General features: G+C 66.5%; 17 protein-coding genes. 16 read left to right on the plus strand and 1 reads right to left on the minus strand.

Annotated elements, in window-relative coordinates; all coding sequences use genetic code 11:
* Positions 1–49: 49 nt before the first annotated feature.
* Positions 50–1,444 (minus strand): hypothetical protein, encoded by a 1,395-nt coding sequence (locus CLD20_RS18530; RefSeq protein WP_224408155.1) that lies wholly within the window; start codon positions 1,442–1,444, stop codon positions 50–52.
* A 509-nt stretch (positions 1,445–1,953) separates the two neighbouring features.
* On the opposite strand from CLD20_RS18530, the gene nifA reads away from it, so the two are divergent.
* From nifA to CLD20_RS18610, 16 genes are all read left to right on the plus strand, one after another.
* A complete protein-coding gene (gene nifA / locus CLD20_RS18535) occupies positions 1,954–3,774 on the plus strand; it encodes a nif-specific transcriptional activator NifA (protein WP_370636942.1) in 1,821 nt (606 codons plus the stop codon).
* Between the two features lie 189 nt (positions 3,775–3,963).
* On the plus strand, positions 3,964–5,457 hold the full coding sequence (gene nifB, locus CLD20_RS18540; RefSeq protein WP_224408156.1) for a nitrogenase cofactor biosynthesis protein NifB: 1,494 nt from the start codon (positions 3,964–3,966) through the stop codon (positions 5,455–5,457).
* Positions 5,458–5,469: 12 nt separating this feature from the next.
* Complete coding sequence (locus tag CLD20_RS18545) at positions 5,470–5,664, plus strand: 4Fe-4S dicluster domain-containing protein (protein WP_224408157.1); 195 nt, start codon at positions 5,470–5,472, stop codon at positions 5,662–5,664.
* A gap of 15 nt (positions 5,665–5,679) precedes the next feature.
* Positions 5,680–5,976, plus strand: coding sequence for a nitrogen fixation protein NifZ (locus CLD20_RS18550; RefSeq protein WP_224408158.1), 297 nt, complete (start codon positions 5,680–5,682; stop codon positions 5,974–5,976).
* The gene (nifT, locus tag CLD20_RS18555; protein WP_224408159.1) at positions 5,973–6,188 is read left to right on the plus strand and encodes a putative nitrogen fixation protein NifT; all 216 of its coding nucleotides are present in this window, start codon (positions 5,973–5,975) and stop codon (positions 6,186–6,188) included. Before CLD20_RS18550 ends, nifT begins: the two co-directional genes overlap by 4 nt.
* Positions 6,185–7,039, plus strand: coding sequence for an SIR2 family protein (locus CLD20_RS18560; protein ID WP_224408160.1), 855 nt, complete (start codon positions 6,185–6,187; stop codon positions 7,037–7,039). Before nifT ends, CLD20_RS18560 begins: the two co-directional genes overlap by 4 nt.
* A gap of 308 nt (positions 7,040–7,347) precedes the next feature.
* Positions 7,348–8,229, plus strand: a complete 882-nt coding sequence (nifH, locus tag CLD20_RS18565) for a nitrogenase iron protein (protein WP_224408161.1) — start codon at positions 7,348–7,350, stop codon at positions 8,227–8,229.
* A gap of 69 nt (positions 8,230–8,298) precedes the next feature.
* On the plus strand, positions 8,299–9,801 hold the full coding sequence (gene nifD, locus CLD20_RS18570; RefSeq protein WP_224408162.1) for a nitrogenase molybdenum-iron protein alpha chain: 1,503 nt from the start codon (positions 8,299–8,301) through the stop codon (positions 9,799–9,801).
* Positions 9,802–9,836: 35 nt separating this feature from the next.
* Positions 9,837–11,372: a nitrogenase molybdenum-iron protein subunit beta gene (gene nifK, locus CLD20_RS18575; RefSeq protein WP_224408163.1), complete on the plus strand. Its 1,536-nt coding sequence runs from the start codon at positions 9,837–9,839 to the stop codon at positions 11,370–11,372.
* A 29-nt stretch (positions 11,373–11,401) separates the two neighbouring features.
* The gene (nifE, locus tag CLD20_RS18580) at positions 11,402–12,826 is read left to right on the plus strand and encodes a nitrogenase iron-molybdenum cofactor biosynthesis protein NifE (protein WP_224408164.1); all 1,425 of its coding nucleotides are present in this window, start codon (positions 11,402–11,404) and stop codon (positions 12,824–12,826) included.
* Between the two features lie 11 nt (positions 12,827–12,837).
* Positions 12,838–14,235, plus strand: coding sequence for a nitrogenase iron-molybdenum cofactor biosynthesis protein NifN (nifN, locus tag CLD20_RS18585; RefSeq protein ID WP_224408165.1), 1,398 nt, complete (start codon positions 12,838–12,840; stop codon positions 14,233–14,235).
* Positions 14,207–14,695, plus strand: a complete 489-nt coding sequence (gene nifX / locus CLD20_RS18590) for a nitrogen fixation protein NifX (RefSeq protein ID WP_370636943.1) — start codon at positions 14,207–14,209, stop codon at positions 14,693–14,695. The genes nifN and nifX overlap by 29 nt, the downstream gene beginning before the upstream one ends.
* Positions 14,696–14,708: 13 nt before the next feature.
* The gene (locus CLD20_RS18595) at positions 14,709–15,188 is read left to right on the plus strand and encodes a NifX-associated nitrogen fixation protein (protein WP_224408166.1); all 480 of its coding nucleotides are present in this window, start codon (positions 14,709–14,711) and stop codon (positions 15,186–15,188) included.
* Between the two features lie 55 nt (positions 15,189–15,243).
* Positions 15,244–15,540, plus strand: a complete 297-nt coding sequence (gene fdxB, locus CLD20_RS18600) for a ferredoxin III, nif-specific (RefSeq protein ID WP_224408167.1) — start codon at positions 15,244–15,246, stop codon at positions 15,538–15,540.
* Positions 15,540–16,142, plus strand: coding sequence for a nitrogen fixation protein NifQ (locus CLD20_RS18605; RefSeq protein WP_224408214.1), 603 nt, complete (start codon positions 15,540–15,542; stop codon positions 16,140–16,142). The genes fdxB and CLD20_RS18605 overlap by 1 nt, the downstream gene beginning before the upstream one ends.
* A gap of 147 nt (positions 16,143–16,289) precedes the next feature.
* A complete protein-coding gene (locus CLD20_RS18610) occupies positions 16,290–16,610 on the plus strand; it encodes an iron-sulfur cluster assembly accessory protein (protein ID WP_224408168.1) in 321 nt (106 codons plus the stop codon).
* Positions 16,611–16,619: the final 9 nt, after the last annotated feature.

A 16,619-nucleotide genomic window follows, 5' to 3' on the forward strand; every position in this document is an offset into this window, starting at 1 on the left:
CCTCGGCGCTCCTGCTCAGCTCGTGAGTCATCCTCCGAAAAGTCCGATCCTAGAGCGCCGCCAGCAGCACCATGAAGGCTGACAGGGCGATGCCGCTCGCCAGCGTGAACGGCCCGTTCCAGACGAGCCCGACATGGCGGGCGGAGACGGAGCCGAAGCCGCCGATGACGAGCGAGCTTGCGGTGAAGGGCGAACTCGCGCCGCTGAGCGCCCAGCCCGATGTCAGCGCCACGACGATGTCGGCGGGATCGAGACCCACTTCGCGTGCGCCGGGCAGGAGCGGCCCGATCAGCGAGACGGACAGGAGCGGGTTCATGCCGATCTGCCCGGTGATCGGTACGAGCCAAAGAAGCACGATGAGGAGCAGCCAGCCCGGCGTCGCCGAGAGGTCGATCCCGCTGTGGGCGACGACCGGCGCCAGGAGGCCGCTGCCGAGGACGCCGATGAAGCTCGCCATCGTCAGGATGACCAGTTCGGCCCGGTATCCGAGGAGCTGGTGGTTGACGAAGAGAAGGCCGCGCGCGCGCATGGCCGCGAGCGGATGGTCGTGGCGGTTCTGCAGCGCCACCCAGGCGGCGGCGATCAGCGGCACGACGAGGATGACGACGGCGGTGGAGCGGACGCCGGTTGCCAGGTGGAGCCCGCCCACCGCGGCGCCGAGGAGTAGGAGAAGCACCGGCAGCGGCCAGATCACCTTCCAGGAGAGCTCGGAGGGCGCGCGGGCCGGCTGCGTCCCGGAGACGCGCGGCTTGAAGATCGTGTCGAGCGCCCAGCCGGTCACGCCGATGATGAGCGCGGCGAGGAAGCCCGGCAGGGCGATGTCGCCCCAGGTCGCGCCCGGAATGAGGGAGATCGAGATCGCCGTGGCGAAGGTGAGCGGCGACCAGGCGAGGACCGAAGCGAAGCCGCGCTGGATCGCGGTCAGCATCCGCCTCAGGCGGATGGCGCGCAGACGGGGATCGGGCTCGCCGCGCGAACTCTCCTCCGCCAGGGAGCCGAGGAGGGCGATGGAGCCGTAGTTCAGGATCAGTCCGAAAAGATGGCCGCCGAGCGTGAGCGCGGCATAGCGGCGCCCCGGCCTCTGCTCGGCGAGATAGCGGCCGCATTGCACGATCGCCTCCGAGCTCGTGGCGGCGTAGCGCAGCGCCGTCGTGGCGACGAAGAATGCGGCGATGAAGGACATGGTCTTCAGCGCCGGCCTCAGGAGCTGCCAGGGCTCGGCGCGCGCGAAGAGGGTGAAGACGATGAGGATGGCGGCGATCGCGAGGAAGATGAGCTGCGTGCGCCCGGCGCGGCGGCCGAGGAGAAGGATCGCGAGGACCGCGCAGGCCGCCTCGGCCAGAACGAAGGGGGCGAGGCCCGTCCATTCGGAGAGGACGACGCAGACCGTCGTCGCGACGAGCAGCCAGGCGGCGAGGCGGTCGAGCGGGCTGTCAGCTTCCATGCTGGAGAAAATCGGCGAGACGCATGGTCTTCTGAATAGAGGAGGGCGCGCGCGCGACCAGCCCTTTTTCGCAGGTAGCAGCCATCGCCCGCGGCGCGGGCGCCCGATCCGACCCGGCAAGGCCCGCCGGCGGCGGCGGGCAAAGGGGGGCTGTGCGGCTCTGCAAGAGCGTCGGCACGGACCTCTGCCGAGCGGCGCTCAAGGGCCGAAAGCAGGCCGCCGGGGACTGGCACGGGATATGCATCGCTATGCCAGAAGGCGGACCGAAACATGCAAGGCGCAAGCTTCTCTTTTGAACAATTCTTGCAGACTTTCCGTGGCTTCTGCCGGAAAAGTTGAAATATGCGCTCATCTTTCGAATGCCTAGTTGTTTCGCACATGCACAATAGAATTGGCCACGTTCTAAGCTCCCGATCTCTTCGCCGCGATGGTTGCGGAGAGGTCGGGCCGCTTGGGCCGACCGCAAGTCCCGGGCGCTGCCGGCCGCGCCCCCATTCGGAGCCAATGCCGTGACGATTTCCAACGTGAGGGCTTTCGGCCACAATCCCCGGGCGACCAGCCGGGCGGAGGTGGAGCTCACCGGCATCTACGAGATTTCCAAGGTGCTGGGCGAGCCCTGCCGGCTGGAGGCGATGCTGGCCAGCGTGCTGTCGCTGCTTTCCAGTTTCCTCGACATGCGGCACGGCCTCATCGCGCTTCTCGATCCGGAGGGCGAGCCGGAGATCGTCGTCGGCTCGGGATGGAGCGAGGCGAGCGCGCAGCGCTATTTCCGCCGTCTGCCGGAAGAGGCGATCGGCCGGATCGTCGCCACCGGCATGCCGCTCGTCGTCGCCAACGTCCTCAACGACAGGCTCTTCGCCGGTTCCGACCTTTCCGGCTGGGGCCCCGACGACGGCATGCCCTTCTCGCTGATCGGGGTGCCGATCAAGAATGACGGGGCGGTGATCGGCACGCTCACCATCGACCGGGCCTACAGCGATCTCGGCCAGGTGCCCTTCGACCAGGATGTCCGCTTCCTCACGCTCGTGGCCAATCTCGTCGGCCAGACGCTTCGCCTGCACCGCACGGTGGCGCGCGACCGCGAGCGGCTGATGGCCGAGCAGCACCGGCTGGAAAAGGAACTGAGCGCCAACAAGGTGATGCCCGAGCCGGAAGGCGAGGCGAAGATCGCCGGCATTATCGGCGACAGCCCGGCGCTGGTTTCCGCGCTCGACAAGGTGCGGATCGTGGCGCGCAGCCGCTCCGCCGTGCTCCTGCGCGGCGAATCCGGCACCGGTAAGGAACTCTTCGCCTCCGCCATCCACGACCTCTCGCCAAGGCGCGAAGGGCCGTTCGTGAAGCTCAACTGCGCGGCGCTGCCCGAGAGCGTCCTGGAATCGGAAATCTTCGGCCACGAGAAAGGCGCCTTCACCGGCGCCCTTGCCCAGCGCAAGGGCCGCTTCGAGCTCGCGGACCGGGGCACGCTCTTTCTCGACGAGATCGGCGAGATCTCCCATTCCTTCCAGGCCAAGCTGCTCAGGGTGCTGCAGGAGGGGGAGTTCGAGCGCGTCGGCGGCAGCAAGTCGTTGAAGGTCGATGTGCGCCTCGTCTGCGCCACGAACCGCGACCTGGAGGCGGCGGTGGCGCGCGGCGAATTCCGCGCCGACCTTTATTATCGCATCTCGGTCGTGCCGATCTTCCTGCCGCCGCTGCGCGACCGGACCGGCGACGTGCCGCTGCTCGCCGCCGACATCCTGCGCCGTTTCAACAAGGAGCACGGCACCAGCCTCACCCTGACGCAGGACGCAATGTCGGTGCTTTCGGGCTGCTATTTCCCCGGCAATGTGCGCGAGCTGGAGAACTGCATCCGCCGCACGGCGACGCTCTCGCGCGAGCCCAGGATCGGCGCCAGCGCCTTTGCCTGCCGCGAGGAGGGGTGCCTGTCCTCCACCCTGTGGCAGGGCGGCGGGCGTACCGCCGCGCCGACACATCCGGGCGGCTTCACGCCGCTGCCGGTGATGCCGGCCCATAACGATGCGGGCCCGGTGGCGCCGAGGCCGGTCGCGCAGCCGGGCATGACTTCTTCGGCGGTCCAGCCCGTCCAGCCGGTCGCCAGCGAGGCCGCGCCGCCCGCCCAGCCTTCCGGCGCCGGAGTGGGCCAGCATGCCTGCCCGGCCCCCGGCGCCTGTCCGGTGCCCGGGGCGGATATGCGCTCCGAACGCGACCGTTTGGTGGAGGCGATGGAGACGGCCGGCTGGGTGCAGGCGAAGGCGGCTCGCATCCTCGGCATGACGCCGCGCCAGATCGGCTATGCGCTGCGCAAGCATTCGATCCCGATCAAGAAGTTCTAGGCATTGGCGGACGCCCGCCGGTGTCCGCCACATTGTCGGAGACCCGACAGGTTTGTCGAAGGCGCGACAGGGAAAATGATTCACCCGATCCGTCCAAGCCACTGAAATTCCGTCATTTCCGTTCTGGCACGGCCTTTGCTCCTCATCCCCTGAAGGCCCCCGGCCGGCCCGGTCGCAGAGACGGAGGAATTGGTGGCACAGCTCATCTCGCTCGACAGCCTGAAAGCTCCGACCTCTGCGCGCGACATGCGCGCCGCGATCTCCACGACGGGCTGCACCTCGGGGGCCTGCGGGTCGTCGGAGGGGCCGGACGACATGCCCGCCGAGATCTGGGAGAAGGTGAAGGACCATCCCTGCTATTCGGAAGAGGCGCACCATTATTTCGCGCGCATGCATGTGGCGGTGGCGCCGGCCTGCAACATCCAGTGCCATTACTGCAACCGGAAGTACGATTGCGCCAATGAGAGCCGGCCGGGCGTCGTCTCGGAACGGCTGACGCCGGACGAGGCGGTGCGCAAGGTGATCGCCGTCGCCAACGAGGTGCCGCAGCTTTCCGTTCTCGGCATCGCCGGACCGGGCGACGCCGTCTACGACTGGGCGAAGACGAAAGCGACCTTCGAGGCGGTCGCGAAGGAAATTCCCGACATCAAGCTGTGCCTTTCCACCAACGGGCTGGCGCTGCCGGAGCATGTCGACGAGATCGCCGAGATGGCGGTCGACCATGTGACGATCACCATCAATACGGTCGATCCAGAGATCGGGGCGCAGATCTATCCCTGGATCTTCCACCAGCACCGGCGCTGGACCGGCGTGGAAGCGGCCACGATCCTTTTGGAGCGGCAGATGCGCGGCCTCGAAATGCTCGTCGCCCGCGGCATCCTGGTGAAGGTCAATTCCGTGATGATCCCGGGCATCAACGACGAGCATCTCGTCGAAGTGAACCGCGTCGTGAAGGAGAAGGGCGCCTTCCTGCACAACATCATGCCGCTCATCTCCGATGCGTCGCATGGCACGCATTTCGGCCTCACCGGCCAGCGCGGACCGCGGCCGATGGAAGTGAAGGCGCTGCAGGACAGGCTCGGCGGCGGCACCAAGCTGATGCGCCATTGCCGGCAGTGCCGCGCGGACGCGGTCGGCATCCTCGGAGAGGATCGCGGCCAGGAATTCACCCTCGACCAGCTGCCGGAGACGGTCACCTACGATCCGGCCGCGCGCGAGGAATACCGCGCCCTCGTCGCCCATGAACGCGGCGAGCATGGCGCCAGCCGCGAGGCCGCCGAGGCCGAGCTCAGAAGCGTCGAAAAGGCGCCGGCGCGCCTTGTCGCGGTGGCAAGCCGCGGGGGCGGGCGTATCAATCAGCACTTCGGACACGCCACGGAATTCCTGGTGTTCGAGGTCTCTAGCGCGGGCGTGACTTTCGTCGGGCCCCGCAAGGTCGAGCAGTACTGCCAGGGCGGCTTCGGCGAGGCCGACACGCTCGCGGCGGTCATCGATGCGCTGGAAGGCGTGTCGGCCGTCCTCGTCGCCAAGATCGGCGAGGGGCCGACGAAGAAGCTTGCGGCCGCCGGCATCAGCGCCAGCGACGCGCAGGCCTATGAGTGGATCGAGGCCGGTATCGCGGCCTGGTATGCGGCCGAGTTCGCCGCCGACCAGGGCGGGCCGGCGATAGCGAATGCGGGCTGAGAGGAGAGAAAAATGGCCTACAAGATCATCAAGTCACAATGCACCGTGTGCGGCGCCTGCGAGTTCGAGTGCCCGAACGCGGCCATCAAGTTCAAGGGTGACACCTACATCATCGACGCCGACAAGTGCACGGAATGCGAGGGCCATTTCGACGCCCCGCAATGCGTCGCCGTGTGCCCGGTCGAGAATACCTGCGTTCCGGTCTGATCGGGGACGCGCGGCATGGGCCTCGGCGACGCCGACGCGGAAATCGAAATCTACCGCGAGCCGGACTTCAGGCCCGGCACGCGGGTGCGCGCCAAAAAGCTCGTCAAGAACGACGGGACGGTGGGCGGGCGCGAGATCGGCGAGATCCTCGTGAAGAAGGGCGACGAGGGCTATGTGCGCGACGTCGGCACCTACCTGCAACGCCACTACGTCTATGCCGTGGAATTCCTGACCAGCGGCAACATCGTCGGCATGCTCGGGCGCGAGCTCGTCTCGGCCGAGACCGCCGAACGGAAGGAACGAGCCCCATGAAAGTGATGATCCGCCGGAGCGCGAAGGGCCTTTCGGCCTATGTCGCCAAGAAGGACCTGGAGGAGCCGGTCGTGGAGACGGAGCACGAGGGCCTGTGGGGCGGCTGGATCCGGCTGAAGAACGGCTGGGTGCTGGAGCTTCCGGAGATGGCCGCCGATACCCGCCTGCCGATCACCGTGGAAGCGAAGAAGCGCACGGAAGCGGAAGCATGAGCGCCGTCCTGGAGCTGCCGGTCGTGGAAAAGGCGGACGAACATCTGCCCGCCATCGTCGACTGGCTGCTGGAAGGACGGCTCATACCCTATCTGGGTCCCGGCCTTTCCGCCGGGGCCTCTCCCGACGGCTACGAGGCGCTCGCCGCCTTCTTCGCCGCCAAAGTGGCGCTGCCGAAAAGGGCGCGCGGCAATCCGTTCGCCTCGGCCCAGTTCATCGAGGCGCGCAAGCATCGCAAGACGCTCGACGCGCTGATGGCGGAGGCTTTCGCCGGCCCGGCCGAACCGGGCCCCCTGCATGCCGAACTCGCCCGCATCCCCGAGATTCATCTCGTCGTCGACACCTGGTACGACGACGCCATGCGCCGCGCGCTGGCCGGCCGCTCCGACTGGGGCGAAGTGCAGGGCACCGACCGGACCGGCTTCGGCGAGGCGCGCTGGTACACCTTCTATGGCCCCGACGGCGCCGAGACGATCGCGCCGCCGGCGCATGGCTGGTCGACGCTCCTCTACAAGCCGCATGGCGGCGCCAGGCCGGCCGGCAACTTCCTCATCGCCGATTCCGACTATGTCGAAGTGCTGACGGAGATCGACATCCAGACGCCGATCCCGGAGATGGTGAAGACGCGCCGTTCCGGCCGCGGCTTCCTCTTCGTCGGCTGTCGCTTCGACGACCAGACGCTCCGGATCTACGCCCGCCAGATCATGAAGCGCTCGCGCGGGCCGCATTTCGCGCTGGTCGATCCTGCCACGCTGACGCGCAACGAACTGCGCTTCTTCGCCGTCCAGGGCATCGCGCCGGTGGCCGCCGACGCGGCCGAACTCGCCGCCGCTCTCGCCCGCACGGCCTGAAAACTCCCTTTCGAACGATCTCTCCCGGGCGCTCGCGCAACGATTGCGCGGGCGGGCGACGCCCGTCGCGCTTTGGCCTCGCGACACTGGCGGGGCGCGTGTCGGACGCCTCAACCGCGAAGCTGTCGCGATTGTCGGAGAACGGACAGCGACTGTCGGAATAGCGGCTTGTGTCGGATTTTGCTAACGCATTGAAATAACAAGAAAATATGACTTGGCACGTTCTGGCACGGGCTTTGCGATGTTGGGGTACGCGGCCGAAGTGCCGACGGGAAAGTCCTCGAACCTGACACCAGGAGACACCGGATATGAGCTCACTTCGCCAGATCGCGTTCTACGGGAAGGGCGGCATCGGCAAATCTACTACTTCCCAGAACACCCTGGCTGCCCTGGTCGAAATGGGCCAGCGCATCCTGATTGTCGGCTGCGACCCGAAGGCCGATTCCACCCGCCTGATCCTCAACACGAAGATGCAGGACACCGTGCTGAGCCTTGCCGCCGAGGCGGGCTCGGTGGAGGACCTCGAACTCGAGGAAGTCCTCAAGATCGGCTATAAGGGCATCAAGTGCACGGAGTCCGGCGGCCCGGAGCCCGGCGTCGGCTGCGCCGGCCGCGGCGTCATCACCGCCATCAACTTCCTGGAAGAGAACGGTGCCTACGACGATGTCGACTACGTCTCCTATGACGTGCTCGGCGACGTGGTCTGCGGCGGTTTCGCCATGCCGATCCGCGAGAACAAGGCGCAGGAAATCTACATCGTCATGTCCGGCGAGATGATGGCGCTCTATGCGGCCAACAACATCGCCAAGGGCATCCTGAAGTACGCCCATTCGGGCGGCGTGCGCCTCGGCGGCCTCATCTGCAACGAGCGCCAGACGGACCGCGAGGTCGAGCTGTCGGAAGCGCTGGCGGAGAAGCTGAACACCAAGCTGATCCACTTCGTGCCGCGCAACAACATCGTCCAGCATGCCGAGCTTCGGCGCCAGACGGTCATCCAGTACGCGCCCGATTCCCAGCAGGCGCAGGAGTACCGGACGCTGGCGGAGAAGATCCACGCCAATTCCGGCCAGGGCACGATCCCGACGCCGGTCTCCATGGACGAGCTGGAGCAGATGCTCCTCGACTTCGGCATCATGAAGACCGAGGAGCAGGCGCTCGCCGAGCTGCAGGCCAAGGAAGCCGCGGCGTAAGGCCGAAGAATGGCCCGGCCGCAAGCGCGGCCGGGCGCTTCATCAACCCCTCCCGATGAGGAGAGAGCCATGAGCCTGGATTACGAAAATACCGGCGAGTTCAACGCCAACCTCATTGAAGAGGTGCTGAAAGCCTATCCCGACAAGGCCGCCAAGAAGCGCCGCCGTCACCTCTCCGCCGCCGGCGGCGCGAGCGAGGAAGACAAGGGCGAGGGCGCGCTCAGCGAATGCGGGGTGAAGTCCAACATCAAGTCGATCCCCGGCGTCATGACCATCCGCGGCTGCGCCTATGCCGGATCGAAGGGCGTCGTATGGGGACCGGTCAAGGACATGGTCCATATCAGCCACGGCCCGGTCGGCTGCGGCCAGTATTCCTGGTCCCAGCGGCGCAACTACTACACCGGCACGACCGGCGTCGACAGCTTCGTGACGATGCAGTTCACCTCCGACTTCCAGGAGAAGGACATCGTCTTCGGCGGCGACAAGAAGCTCGAAAAGATCATCGACGAGATCAACGATCTCTTCCCGCTCGCCAAGGGCATCTCGATCCAGTCGGAATGCCCGATCGGCCTGATCGGCGACGATATCGAAGCGGTGGCGCGCAAGAAGAAGAATGAGAGCGGCAAGACCATCGTTCCGGTCCGCTGCGAGGGCTTCCGCGGCGTTTCCCAGTCGCTCGGCCACCACATCGCCAACGACACGATCCGCGACTGGGTGCTCGACAAGGGCGAAGCGGAAGCGGTCGAGAGCGATCCCTACAGCGTCAACATCATCGGCGACTACAACATCGGCGGCGACGCCTGGGCCTCGCGCATCCTCCTGGAGGAGATGGGCCTCAACGTCATCGCCTCCTGGTCGGGCGATGCGACGCTGAAGGAGCTGGAAAGCGCTCCCAAGGCCAAGCTCAACCTCATCCATTGCTACCGGTCGATGAACTACATCTGCCGGCACATGGAAGAAAAGCACGGCATCCCGTGGACCGAGTACAACTTCTTCGGCCCCTCCCAGATCGCCGCCTCGCTGCGCCACATCGCCAGCTACTTCGACGAGACGATCAAGGAGAAGGCCGAGGCGGTCATCGCCAAGTACCAGCCGCTCGTCGATGCCGTCATCGCCCGGTACAAGCCGCGGCTCGAGGGTAAGACGGTGATGCTCTATGTCGGCGGCCTGCGCCCCCGGCACGTCGTCAACGCCTACGAGGATCTCGGCATGGAGATCGTCGGCACGGGCTACGAGTTCGCCCATAACGACGACTATCAGCGCACCGGCCACTACGTGAAGGAAGGCACGCTGATCTACGACGACGTCACCAGCTACGAGCTGGAGAAGTTCATCGAAGGCGTGCGCCCCGACCTGGTCGGCTCCGGCATCAAGGAGAAGTACCCGGTCCAGAAGATGGGCATCCCGTTCCGGCAGATGCACTCCTGGGACTATTCGGGCCCCTATCACGGCTACGACGGCTTCGCGATCTTCGCCCGTGACATGGACCTCGCCATCAACAATCCGGTCTGGAACCTCTTCGATGCCCCCTGGGCGCCGAAAGAGCAGCCGCTGGCCGAAGCCGCCGAGTAGGCGCCAACGCCGAACCTGACGAAAGGCTTAGAACGATGCCGCAATCCGCTGAAAAGGTCCTCGACCACTCGTCACTGTTCCGCCAGCCGGAATACCAGGAGATGCTCGCCAAGAAGCGCGAGAGCGTCGAGGGCGCGCCGCCGTCCGAGAAGGTGGCGGAAGTCGCCGACTGGACGAAGAGCTGGGAGTACCGGGAGAAGAACTTCGCCCGCGAGTCCCTGTGCGTCAATCCGGCCAAGGCCTGCCAGCCGCTTGGCGCCGTCTTCGCGGCGGCGGGCTTTGAAAAGACGATGAGCTTCGTGCACGGCTCGCAGGGCTGCGTCGCCTACTACCGCTCGCACCTTTCCCGCCATTTCAAGGAGCCGTGCTCGGCCGTCTCCTCGTCGATGACGGAAGATGCGGCGGTCTTCGGCGGCCTCGCCAACATGGTGGAAGGGCTGAAGAACACCTACGCCCTCTACGACCCGAAGATGATCGCCGTCTCCACCACCTGCATGGCCGAGGTCATCGGCGACGACCTGCAGTCCTTCATCCTCGGAGCGAAGGAAAAGGAATCCGTTCCGCAGGACTTCCATGTGCCCTTCGCCCACACGCCCGCCTTCGTCGGCAGCCACGTCACCGGCTACGACAACATGGTGAAGGGCATCCTGGAGCACTTCTGGAAGGGCAAGACCGCCGAGAAGAACGAGACGATCAACATCATCCCGGGCTTCGACGGTTTCGCGGTCGGCAACAACCGCGAGCTGAAGCGCATCCTCGACATGATGGAGGTGAAATACACCATCCTCTCCGACGTGTCGGACCAGTTCGACACCCCGTCGGACGGCGAGTTCCGCATGTATGATGGCGGCACGAGCCTGGAGGCGACCGAGGCCGCGGTGAACGCCAAGGCGACGCTCAGCCTGCAGGAATACTGCACGCCGAAGACGCTGGAATATGCCGGGAGCTTCGGCCAGGAGACGGCCGCGCTGCACTATCCGCTCGGCGTGGCCGGCACGGACGAACTCCTGATGACGATCTCCCGACTGACCGGCAAAGAGATCCCGGCCGAGCTGACCAAGGAGCGCGGACGCCTGGTCGACGCCCTCGCCGACAGCCAGTCCTGGCTGCACGGCAAGAGCTACGCCATCTACGGCGATCCGGACTTCGTCTACGCCATGGCCCGCTTCATCCTGGAGACCGGCGGCGAGCCGAAACATTGCCTTGCCACCAACGGCTCCAAGGCCTGGGCGGAGAAGATGGACGCGCTGTTTGCTTCCTCGCCCTTCGGCCGCGACTGCAAGGCCTGGGCCGGCAAGGACCTGTGGCACATGCGCTCGCTGCTCGCCACGGAGCCCGTCGACCTGCTGATCGGCAACTCCTACGGCAAGTATCTGGAGCGGGATACCGGCACGCCGCTGATCCGGCTGACCTTCCCGATCTTCGACCGGCATCACCACCACCGCTTCCCCGTCTGGGGATACCAGGGCGGCCTCAGGGTGCTCGTCACGCTTCTCGACACGATCTTCGACAAGCTCGACGATGCGACCGGCGAGGCGGGTGCCGACATCTCCTTCGACCTGACCCGCTAGGGCCAGGTCCAGGGGGCAGGGAGGCTCCGATGGCCAGCAACCTCAACGCCAAGGTGGCCGAGCTCTTCAACGAGCCCGGCTGCGCGACCAACCGCTCCAAGAGCGAGGGCGAGCGCAAGAAGGGCTGCGCCAAGCGTCTGACGCCTGGCGCCGCCGCCGGCGGCTGCGCCTTTGACGGAGCGAAAATCGCGCTCCAGCCGATCACCGATGCGGTGCATCTCGTCCACGGACCCTTCGCCTGCGAGGGCAATTCCTGGGACGGGCGCAACGTCGCCACCTCCGGGCCGAAGACCTATCGACTCGGGGTGACGACCGATCTTTCCGAGCTCGACATCGTCATGGGCAACGGGGAGAAGCGGCTCTACCGGGCGATCAAGGATGTCGTCGCCCGCTACGACCCGCCGGCGGTCTTCGTCTACGAGACCTGCGTGCCGGCGATGATCGGCGACGACATCGACGCCGTCTGCCGGCATGCGGCCGAGAAGCTCGGCACGCCCTGCATCCCGGTCCATGCGCCCGGCTTTGCGGGCTCGAAAAACCTCGGCAACAAACTCGCCGGGGCGGCTCTCTTCGACCATGTCATCGGCACGGTCGAGCCCGAGACGACGACGCCGACCGACATCGTCATCCTCGGCGAATACAACCTTTCCGGCGAGCTCTGGCAGATCAGGCCGCTCCTGGAGCAGCTCGGCATCCGGGTCCTCGCCTGCATCACCGGCGATGCACGCTATCGCGAGATTGCGACGGCGCACCGGGCGCGCGTGACGATGGTGAGCTGCTCGGCAGCCCTCATCAACGTCGCCCGCAAGCTGGAGGAGCGCTGGGGCATTCCCTATTTCGAGGGCTCATTCTACGGCATTTCGGACACCTCGACGGCGCTGCGCACCCTGGCGAAGCTGCTGGTGGAGCGCGGGGCGTCGGAGGGCCTTCTGGCGCGCACCGAGGCGCTGATCGCCGAGGAGGAAGCGCGGGCCTGGCAGCGCATCGCGCCCTACCGGCCGGTGCTGAAGGACAAGCGCGTCATTCTCTATACGGGGGGTGTCAAATCCTGGTCGATCGTCTCTGCCCTGCAGGAGGCGGGCATGAAGATCGTCGCCACCTCGGTGCGCAAATCGACCGATGAGGACAAGGCCCGCATCGAGGCGCTGATGGAGGATCCGCACATGGTGGGCTCCGTGCCGGCGCGCGAGATGTACGCGCAGCTGAAGCGGGGCGAGGCCGACATCCTCCTGTCCGGCGGCAAGACGCAGTTCGTGGCGCTGAAGGCGAAGGTGCCCTGGCTCGACATCAACCAGGAGCGCCATCAGGCCTATGCCGGCTACGACGGCATGGTGAACCTCGTCGCCGAGCTGGCGAAATCGCTCTCCAATCCGGTCTGGGAAGACATCCGCCGCCCGGCGCCCTGGGAGAAGGGCCCGGCGGAGGCTGGCGAACCCGCCGTGACCGAGGCGTGAGGGAGGGGCATATGGCAAGGCTCGTCACCCCGAGGAAGAACGCCTCGATCAACCCGCTCAAGACCTCGACGCCGATGGGCGCCGCGCTCGCCTATCTCGGTATCGACGGCGCCGTGCCGCTTTTTCACGGGGCGCAGGGCTGCTCGTCCTTCGCGCTGACGCTCGGCGTGCGCCACTTCAAGGAAGACATGCCCCTGCAGACGACCGCCATCGGCGAGGTGGAGACGGTGCTCGGCGGGGCGGAGAATCTGGAAGAGGCGCTGGTCAACGTCGCCGGGCGGATGAAGCCGAAATTCATCGGCGTCGCCTCGACGGCGCTGATCGAGACGCGGGGGGAGGATTTTCCCGCCGATATCGTCTCGATCCTGCGTCGCCGGCACGAGCTCGACCGCACCGCCGTCGTCTTCGCCTCGACGCCCGATTTCTCTGGCGCGCTGGAGGACGGATGGGCGAAGGCGGTGACGGCAATCATCGAATCCCTCGTCGTGCCCGGCGAGCGACGGGCCAAGGCCGGCACGCAGATCAACATCCTGGCCGGTGTCCACCAGACGGCGGGCGATATCGACGCGCTGCGCGATCTCGCCGCCGCCTTCGGCCTGCGCGCGGTCGTCCTGCCGGACCTTTCCGGCTCGCTCGACGGGCATGTGAACGCCGAATTCAGCCCCGCCACCTCCGGGGGCACGGCACTGGAAGACATCGCCGATCTCGGCGAGGCGGTAGCCACGATCGCCATCGGCGAGCACATGCGGCCGGCGGCCGAGGCGCTGGAGGGGCTGACCGGCGTTCCCTCGCGGGTCTTTGCGACGCTGACGGGCCTGCAGCCGGCCGACGAGCTGATCGCCTTCCTCGCCGATATCTCGGGACGCGAGGTGCCGGCTTCGATCCGACGCCAGCGCAGCCAGCTCGTCGATGCCATGCTCGACTGCCATTTCTATCTCGGCGGGCGGAAGATCGCCCTCGGGGCGGATCCCGACCTTCTCTATTCCATGAGCGCCTTCTTCGCCGGGCTCGGAGCGAAGATCGTCGCGGCCGTGACGACGACGTCGCATTCGCCGCTGCTCGTCGAGGTGCCGGCCGAGGAGGTGGTGGTGGGCGATCTCATGGACCTTGAGGAGCGCGCGGGCGAGGCGGGCGCCGGGCTGATCGTCACCCACAGCCATGGGCGGCAGGCGGCCGAAAGGCTCGGCCTCAAGCATCTGCGGGTCGGCTTTCCGATCTTCGACCGGCTCGGCGTCCAGCACCGGGCCACGGTCGGCTACGCCGGCACGCGCAGCTTCCTCTACGAGGTGGCGAACATGTTCCTTGCCGATATCGGCGAGAAGACGCCGGAGGATTTCGCCTCCTCCCGGGTGCCGGAATTCCAGCTTCAGGAGAGCGACCATGCTGGCGCGACATTTGCAGGTCATTGAGGACGAGGACGCCATGCCGGAGGGCGAGGCCGAGCCGCGGCTGCGGATCGCGGTGGCGACGCAGGATTTGAAAAACCTCAACGCCCATTTCGGCTCGGCGAAGAAGTTCGCCATCTACGAGGTCACGGCCGATTCCAGCCGTTTCGTCTCGGCGGCGGCCTTCGAAGAGGTTTCCGACGAGAGCGGCGCGCACCGCCCGGAAGGCGAGGACCGCATCACGCCGAAGGTGGAGGCGCTGAAAGGCTGCCATCTCCTCTTCTGCCTCGCCATCGGCGGGCCGTCGGCGGCCAAGGTGATCAACGCCAAGATCCATCCCGTGAAACTGCCGCGGCCCGAGCCGATCGACGAAGTGATCGGGCGCGTGCAGACGATGATGGAGGGCAATCCGCCGCCCTGGCTGCGCAAGGTGATGGGCCTCGCCCAGCCGCGGCGGATGGATTTTCTCGACGAGGAAGATTGAGGGGAGAGCCGCGATGTCGACGGAGACGGTGGTACGGCAGGTGATGAGCGACGCCGAGGCGATGGCGACGCCCTTCATCAAGTCGCTGGTGGCGCTGATCCGCGCCGACGACACCTATGGCGTGTGGGAGGAGAAGGGCGACGGCGACCTTCTCGCCGAGTTCATCGTCACGGCCGACGAGCGGCGCGAAATCCCGATCATCGGCGATCCCGATCCCGATCTCATCGACCGGGTGGAGAAGTACTACCGCGCGGTCGGGCTCGCGGTGGAGCGCGAGACCGGCCTCATGGCCTCGCCGATGATGACCATGCATTACGAGGGCTTCGGTCGGGTGATCCTCACCACCGGCAAGCTGGTCATTTTCTCCAAATCGCTGCGCGACGTGCATCGCTTCGGCTTTGACAGCCTCGCCGCGCTGGCGGCCGAGGGCGGCAAGGTCGTCGCCAAGGCGATGAAGGAGATCGAGACCTATCCGGAAGTGGCGCGCGCCTGAGCGCTCCGCAGGAAACGAGCGCGCCGCGGCGCGGGGGCAAGGAAGGAATATTCGGATGAGCTTTCAAACACGCGACGGGCGCGACTGGATGCCGGAATATCTGATGTCCATCGATCCGAAGGTTTGCATCGGCTGCGGGCGCTGCTTCAAGGTCTGCGCGCGCTCCGTGATGACGCTGCGCGGCGTGACTGAGGACGGCGAGTTCGTCGATATGGACGAGGAGGACGAGGACGAGCTGGAGCGCAAGGTGATGGTGATCGCCGACGGCGGCAACTGCATCGGCTGCGGCGCCTGCTACCGCGTCTGCCCGACCGGCGCCCAGACGCATGCCGCCGAGGCGATGGCGGCGTGATGCTCAAGCCGGTCGACATCTACGACCGGCTGATGGCAGGGCGCGGCGACGCGGCGGATCCCTTCAACTGCCATATCGTCGCCTCGATCCTTGCCCTGGCCGGCGCAGAGACGGGGGGCCTCTGCGCCGGCTGCGGGCTTTCGGGCGAAGCGCTTTCGCAGCTTGTGGCGAGCCTGTTTCCCGGCGCCGACCTTCGCGGCAGCGAATTCGGCGAGGATCCGCGGTTGAGCGAGGAAGAAGCTTCTCTCCTTGACCTTTTGGCTCGGTTTTCGACGAGCGCCTCGCCGCTCGAGGAAACCCTTGCGGCGATGATCGCTCGGCGGGCGCAGCGGGCCAATCATCTCTGGCAGGATCTGGGGCTTGAAAACCGCGGCGAGCTCTCGCGCCTGATGGAGCTGCATTTTGCGCCGCTGGCCGCGCGCAACCGGCAGGACATGAAGTGGAAGAAGTTCTTCTACCGCATGATTTGCGCCGATACCGGCTACAGCCTGTGCACCGCGCCTTCCTGCTCCGAATGCGCCGATTTCGACGCCTGCTTCGGCGACGAGGCGGGGCCGAGCCTCTTTGCCCATACCAGGCGCGGGGCCGAGACGGCCCTCTGAGGGCTCTCTTCGGGGCGAAAGCGACCTGTCGACTTTGCGACATTGCAGCGAAGCCGACAATGTCGGAAACCCATAATATATAACAATATCATATAATTAGCGTTTGGCATGGGCCTTGCTCGGCGTCTTCCAGAAGGAGACCTGCCGATGATCCATCTGACCGATTCCGCCGCTTCCGCGCTCCGCTCGGCGATCGAGGGAGCCGAACACCCCGTGGGAGGCCTGCGCCTGATGGTCGAGGTCGGCGGATGCGCCGGCTACAAGTACATGATGGGCCTCGTGGAGGCGGGCGAGCCGGAGGACGCCGTCTTCGAGAGCGAGGGCATCCGCGTCTTCGTCGACGGGGAGAGCCTGCCGCATCTGGCCGGCACCACCGTCGATTTCGTCTCCAGCCTGGAAGGGGCCGGCTTCACCTTCGAAAACCCGCAGGCGGCCTGGAGCTGCTCCTGCGGCAGGTCTTTCGGCTGAGGGAGGTGC

The organism is Afifella sp. IM 167, from assembly GCF_020144925.1.
GTDB lineage: Bacteria > Pseudomonadota > Alphaproteobacteria > Rhizobiales > Afifellaceae > Afifella.

Coding starts and splice junctions, on each gene's coding strand:
- nifT (WP_224408159.1), top strand. CDS start 5,973: ATGAAAGTGATGATCCGCCGGAGCGCGAAGGGCCTTTCGGCCTATGTC.
- fdxB (WP_224408167.1), top strand. CDS start 15,244: ATGAGCTTTCAAACACGCGACGGGCGCGACTGGATGCCGGAATATCTG.
- nifX (WP_370636943.1), top strand. CDS start 14,207: ATGCTGGCGCGACATTTGCAGGTCATTGAGGACGAGGACGCCATGCCG.
- CLD20_RS18595 (WP_224408166.1), top strand. CDS start 14,709: ATGTCGACGGAGACGGTGGTACGGCAGGTGATGAGCGACGCCGAGGCG.
- CLD20_RS18610 (WP_224408168.1), top strand. CDS start 16,290: ATGATCCATCTGACCGATTCCGCCGCTTCCGCGCTCCGCTCGGCGATC.
- CLD20_RS18530 (WP_224408155.1), bottom strand. CDS start 1,444: ATGGAAGCTGACAGCCCGCTCGACCGCCTCGCCGCCTGGCTGCTCGTC.
- nifE (WP_224408164.1), top strand. CDS start 11,402: ATGGCCAGCAACCTCAACGCCAAGGTGGCCGAGCTCTTCAACGAGCCC.
- CLD20_RS18550 (WP_224408158.1), top strand. CDS start 5,680: ATGGGCCTCGGCGACGCCGACGCGGAAATCGAAATCTACCGCGAGCCG.
- nifK (WP_224408163.1), top strand. CDS start 9,837: ATGCCGCAATCCGCTGAAAAGGTCCTCGACCACTCGTCACTGTTCCGC.
- CLD20_RS18545 (WP_224408157.1), top strand. CDS start 5,470: ATGGCCTACAAGATCATCAAGTCACAATGCACCGTGTGCGGCGCCTGC.
- nifH (WP_224408161.1), top strand. CDS start 7,348: ATGAGCTCACTTCGCCAGATCGCGTTCTACGGGAAGGGCGGCATCGGC.
- nifD (WP_224408162.1), top strand. CDS start 8,299: ATGAGCCTGGATTACGAAAATACCGGCGAGTTCAACGCCAACCTCATT.
- CLD20_RS18560 (WP_224408160.1), top strand. CDS start 6,185: ATGAGCGCCGTCCTGGAGCTGCCGGTCGTGGAAAAGGCGGACGAACAT.
- CLD20_RS18605 (WP_224408214.1), top strand. CDS start 15,540: ATGCTCAAGCCGGTCGACATCTACGACCGGCTGATGGCAGGGCGCGGC.
- nifN (WP_224408165.1), top strand. CDS start 12,838: ATGGCAAGGCTCGTCACCCCGAGGAAGAACGCCTCGATCAACCCGCTC.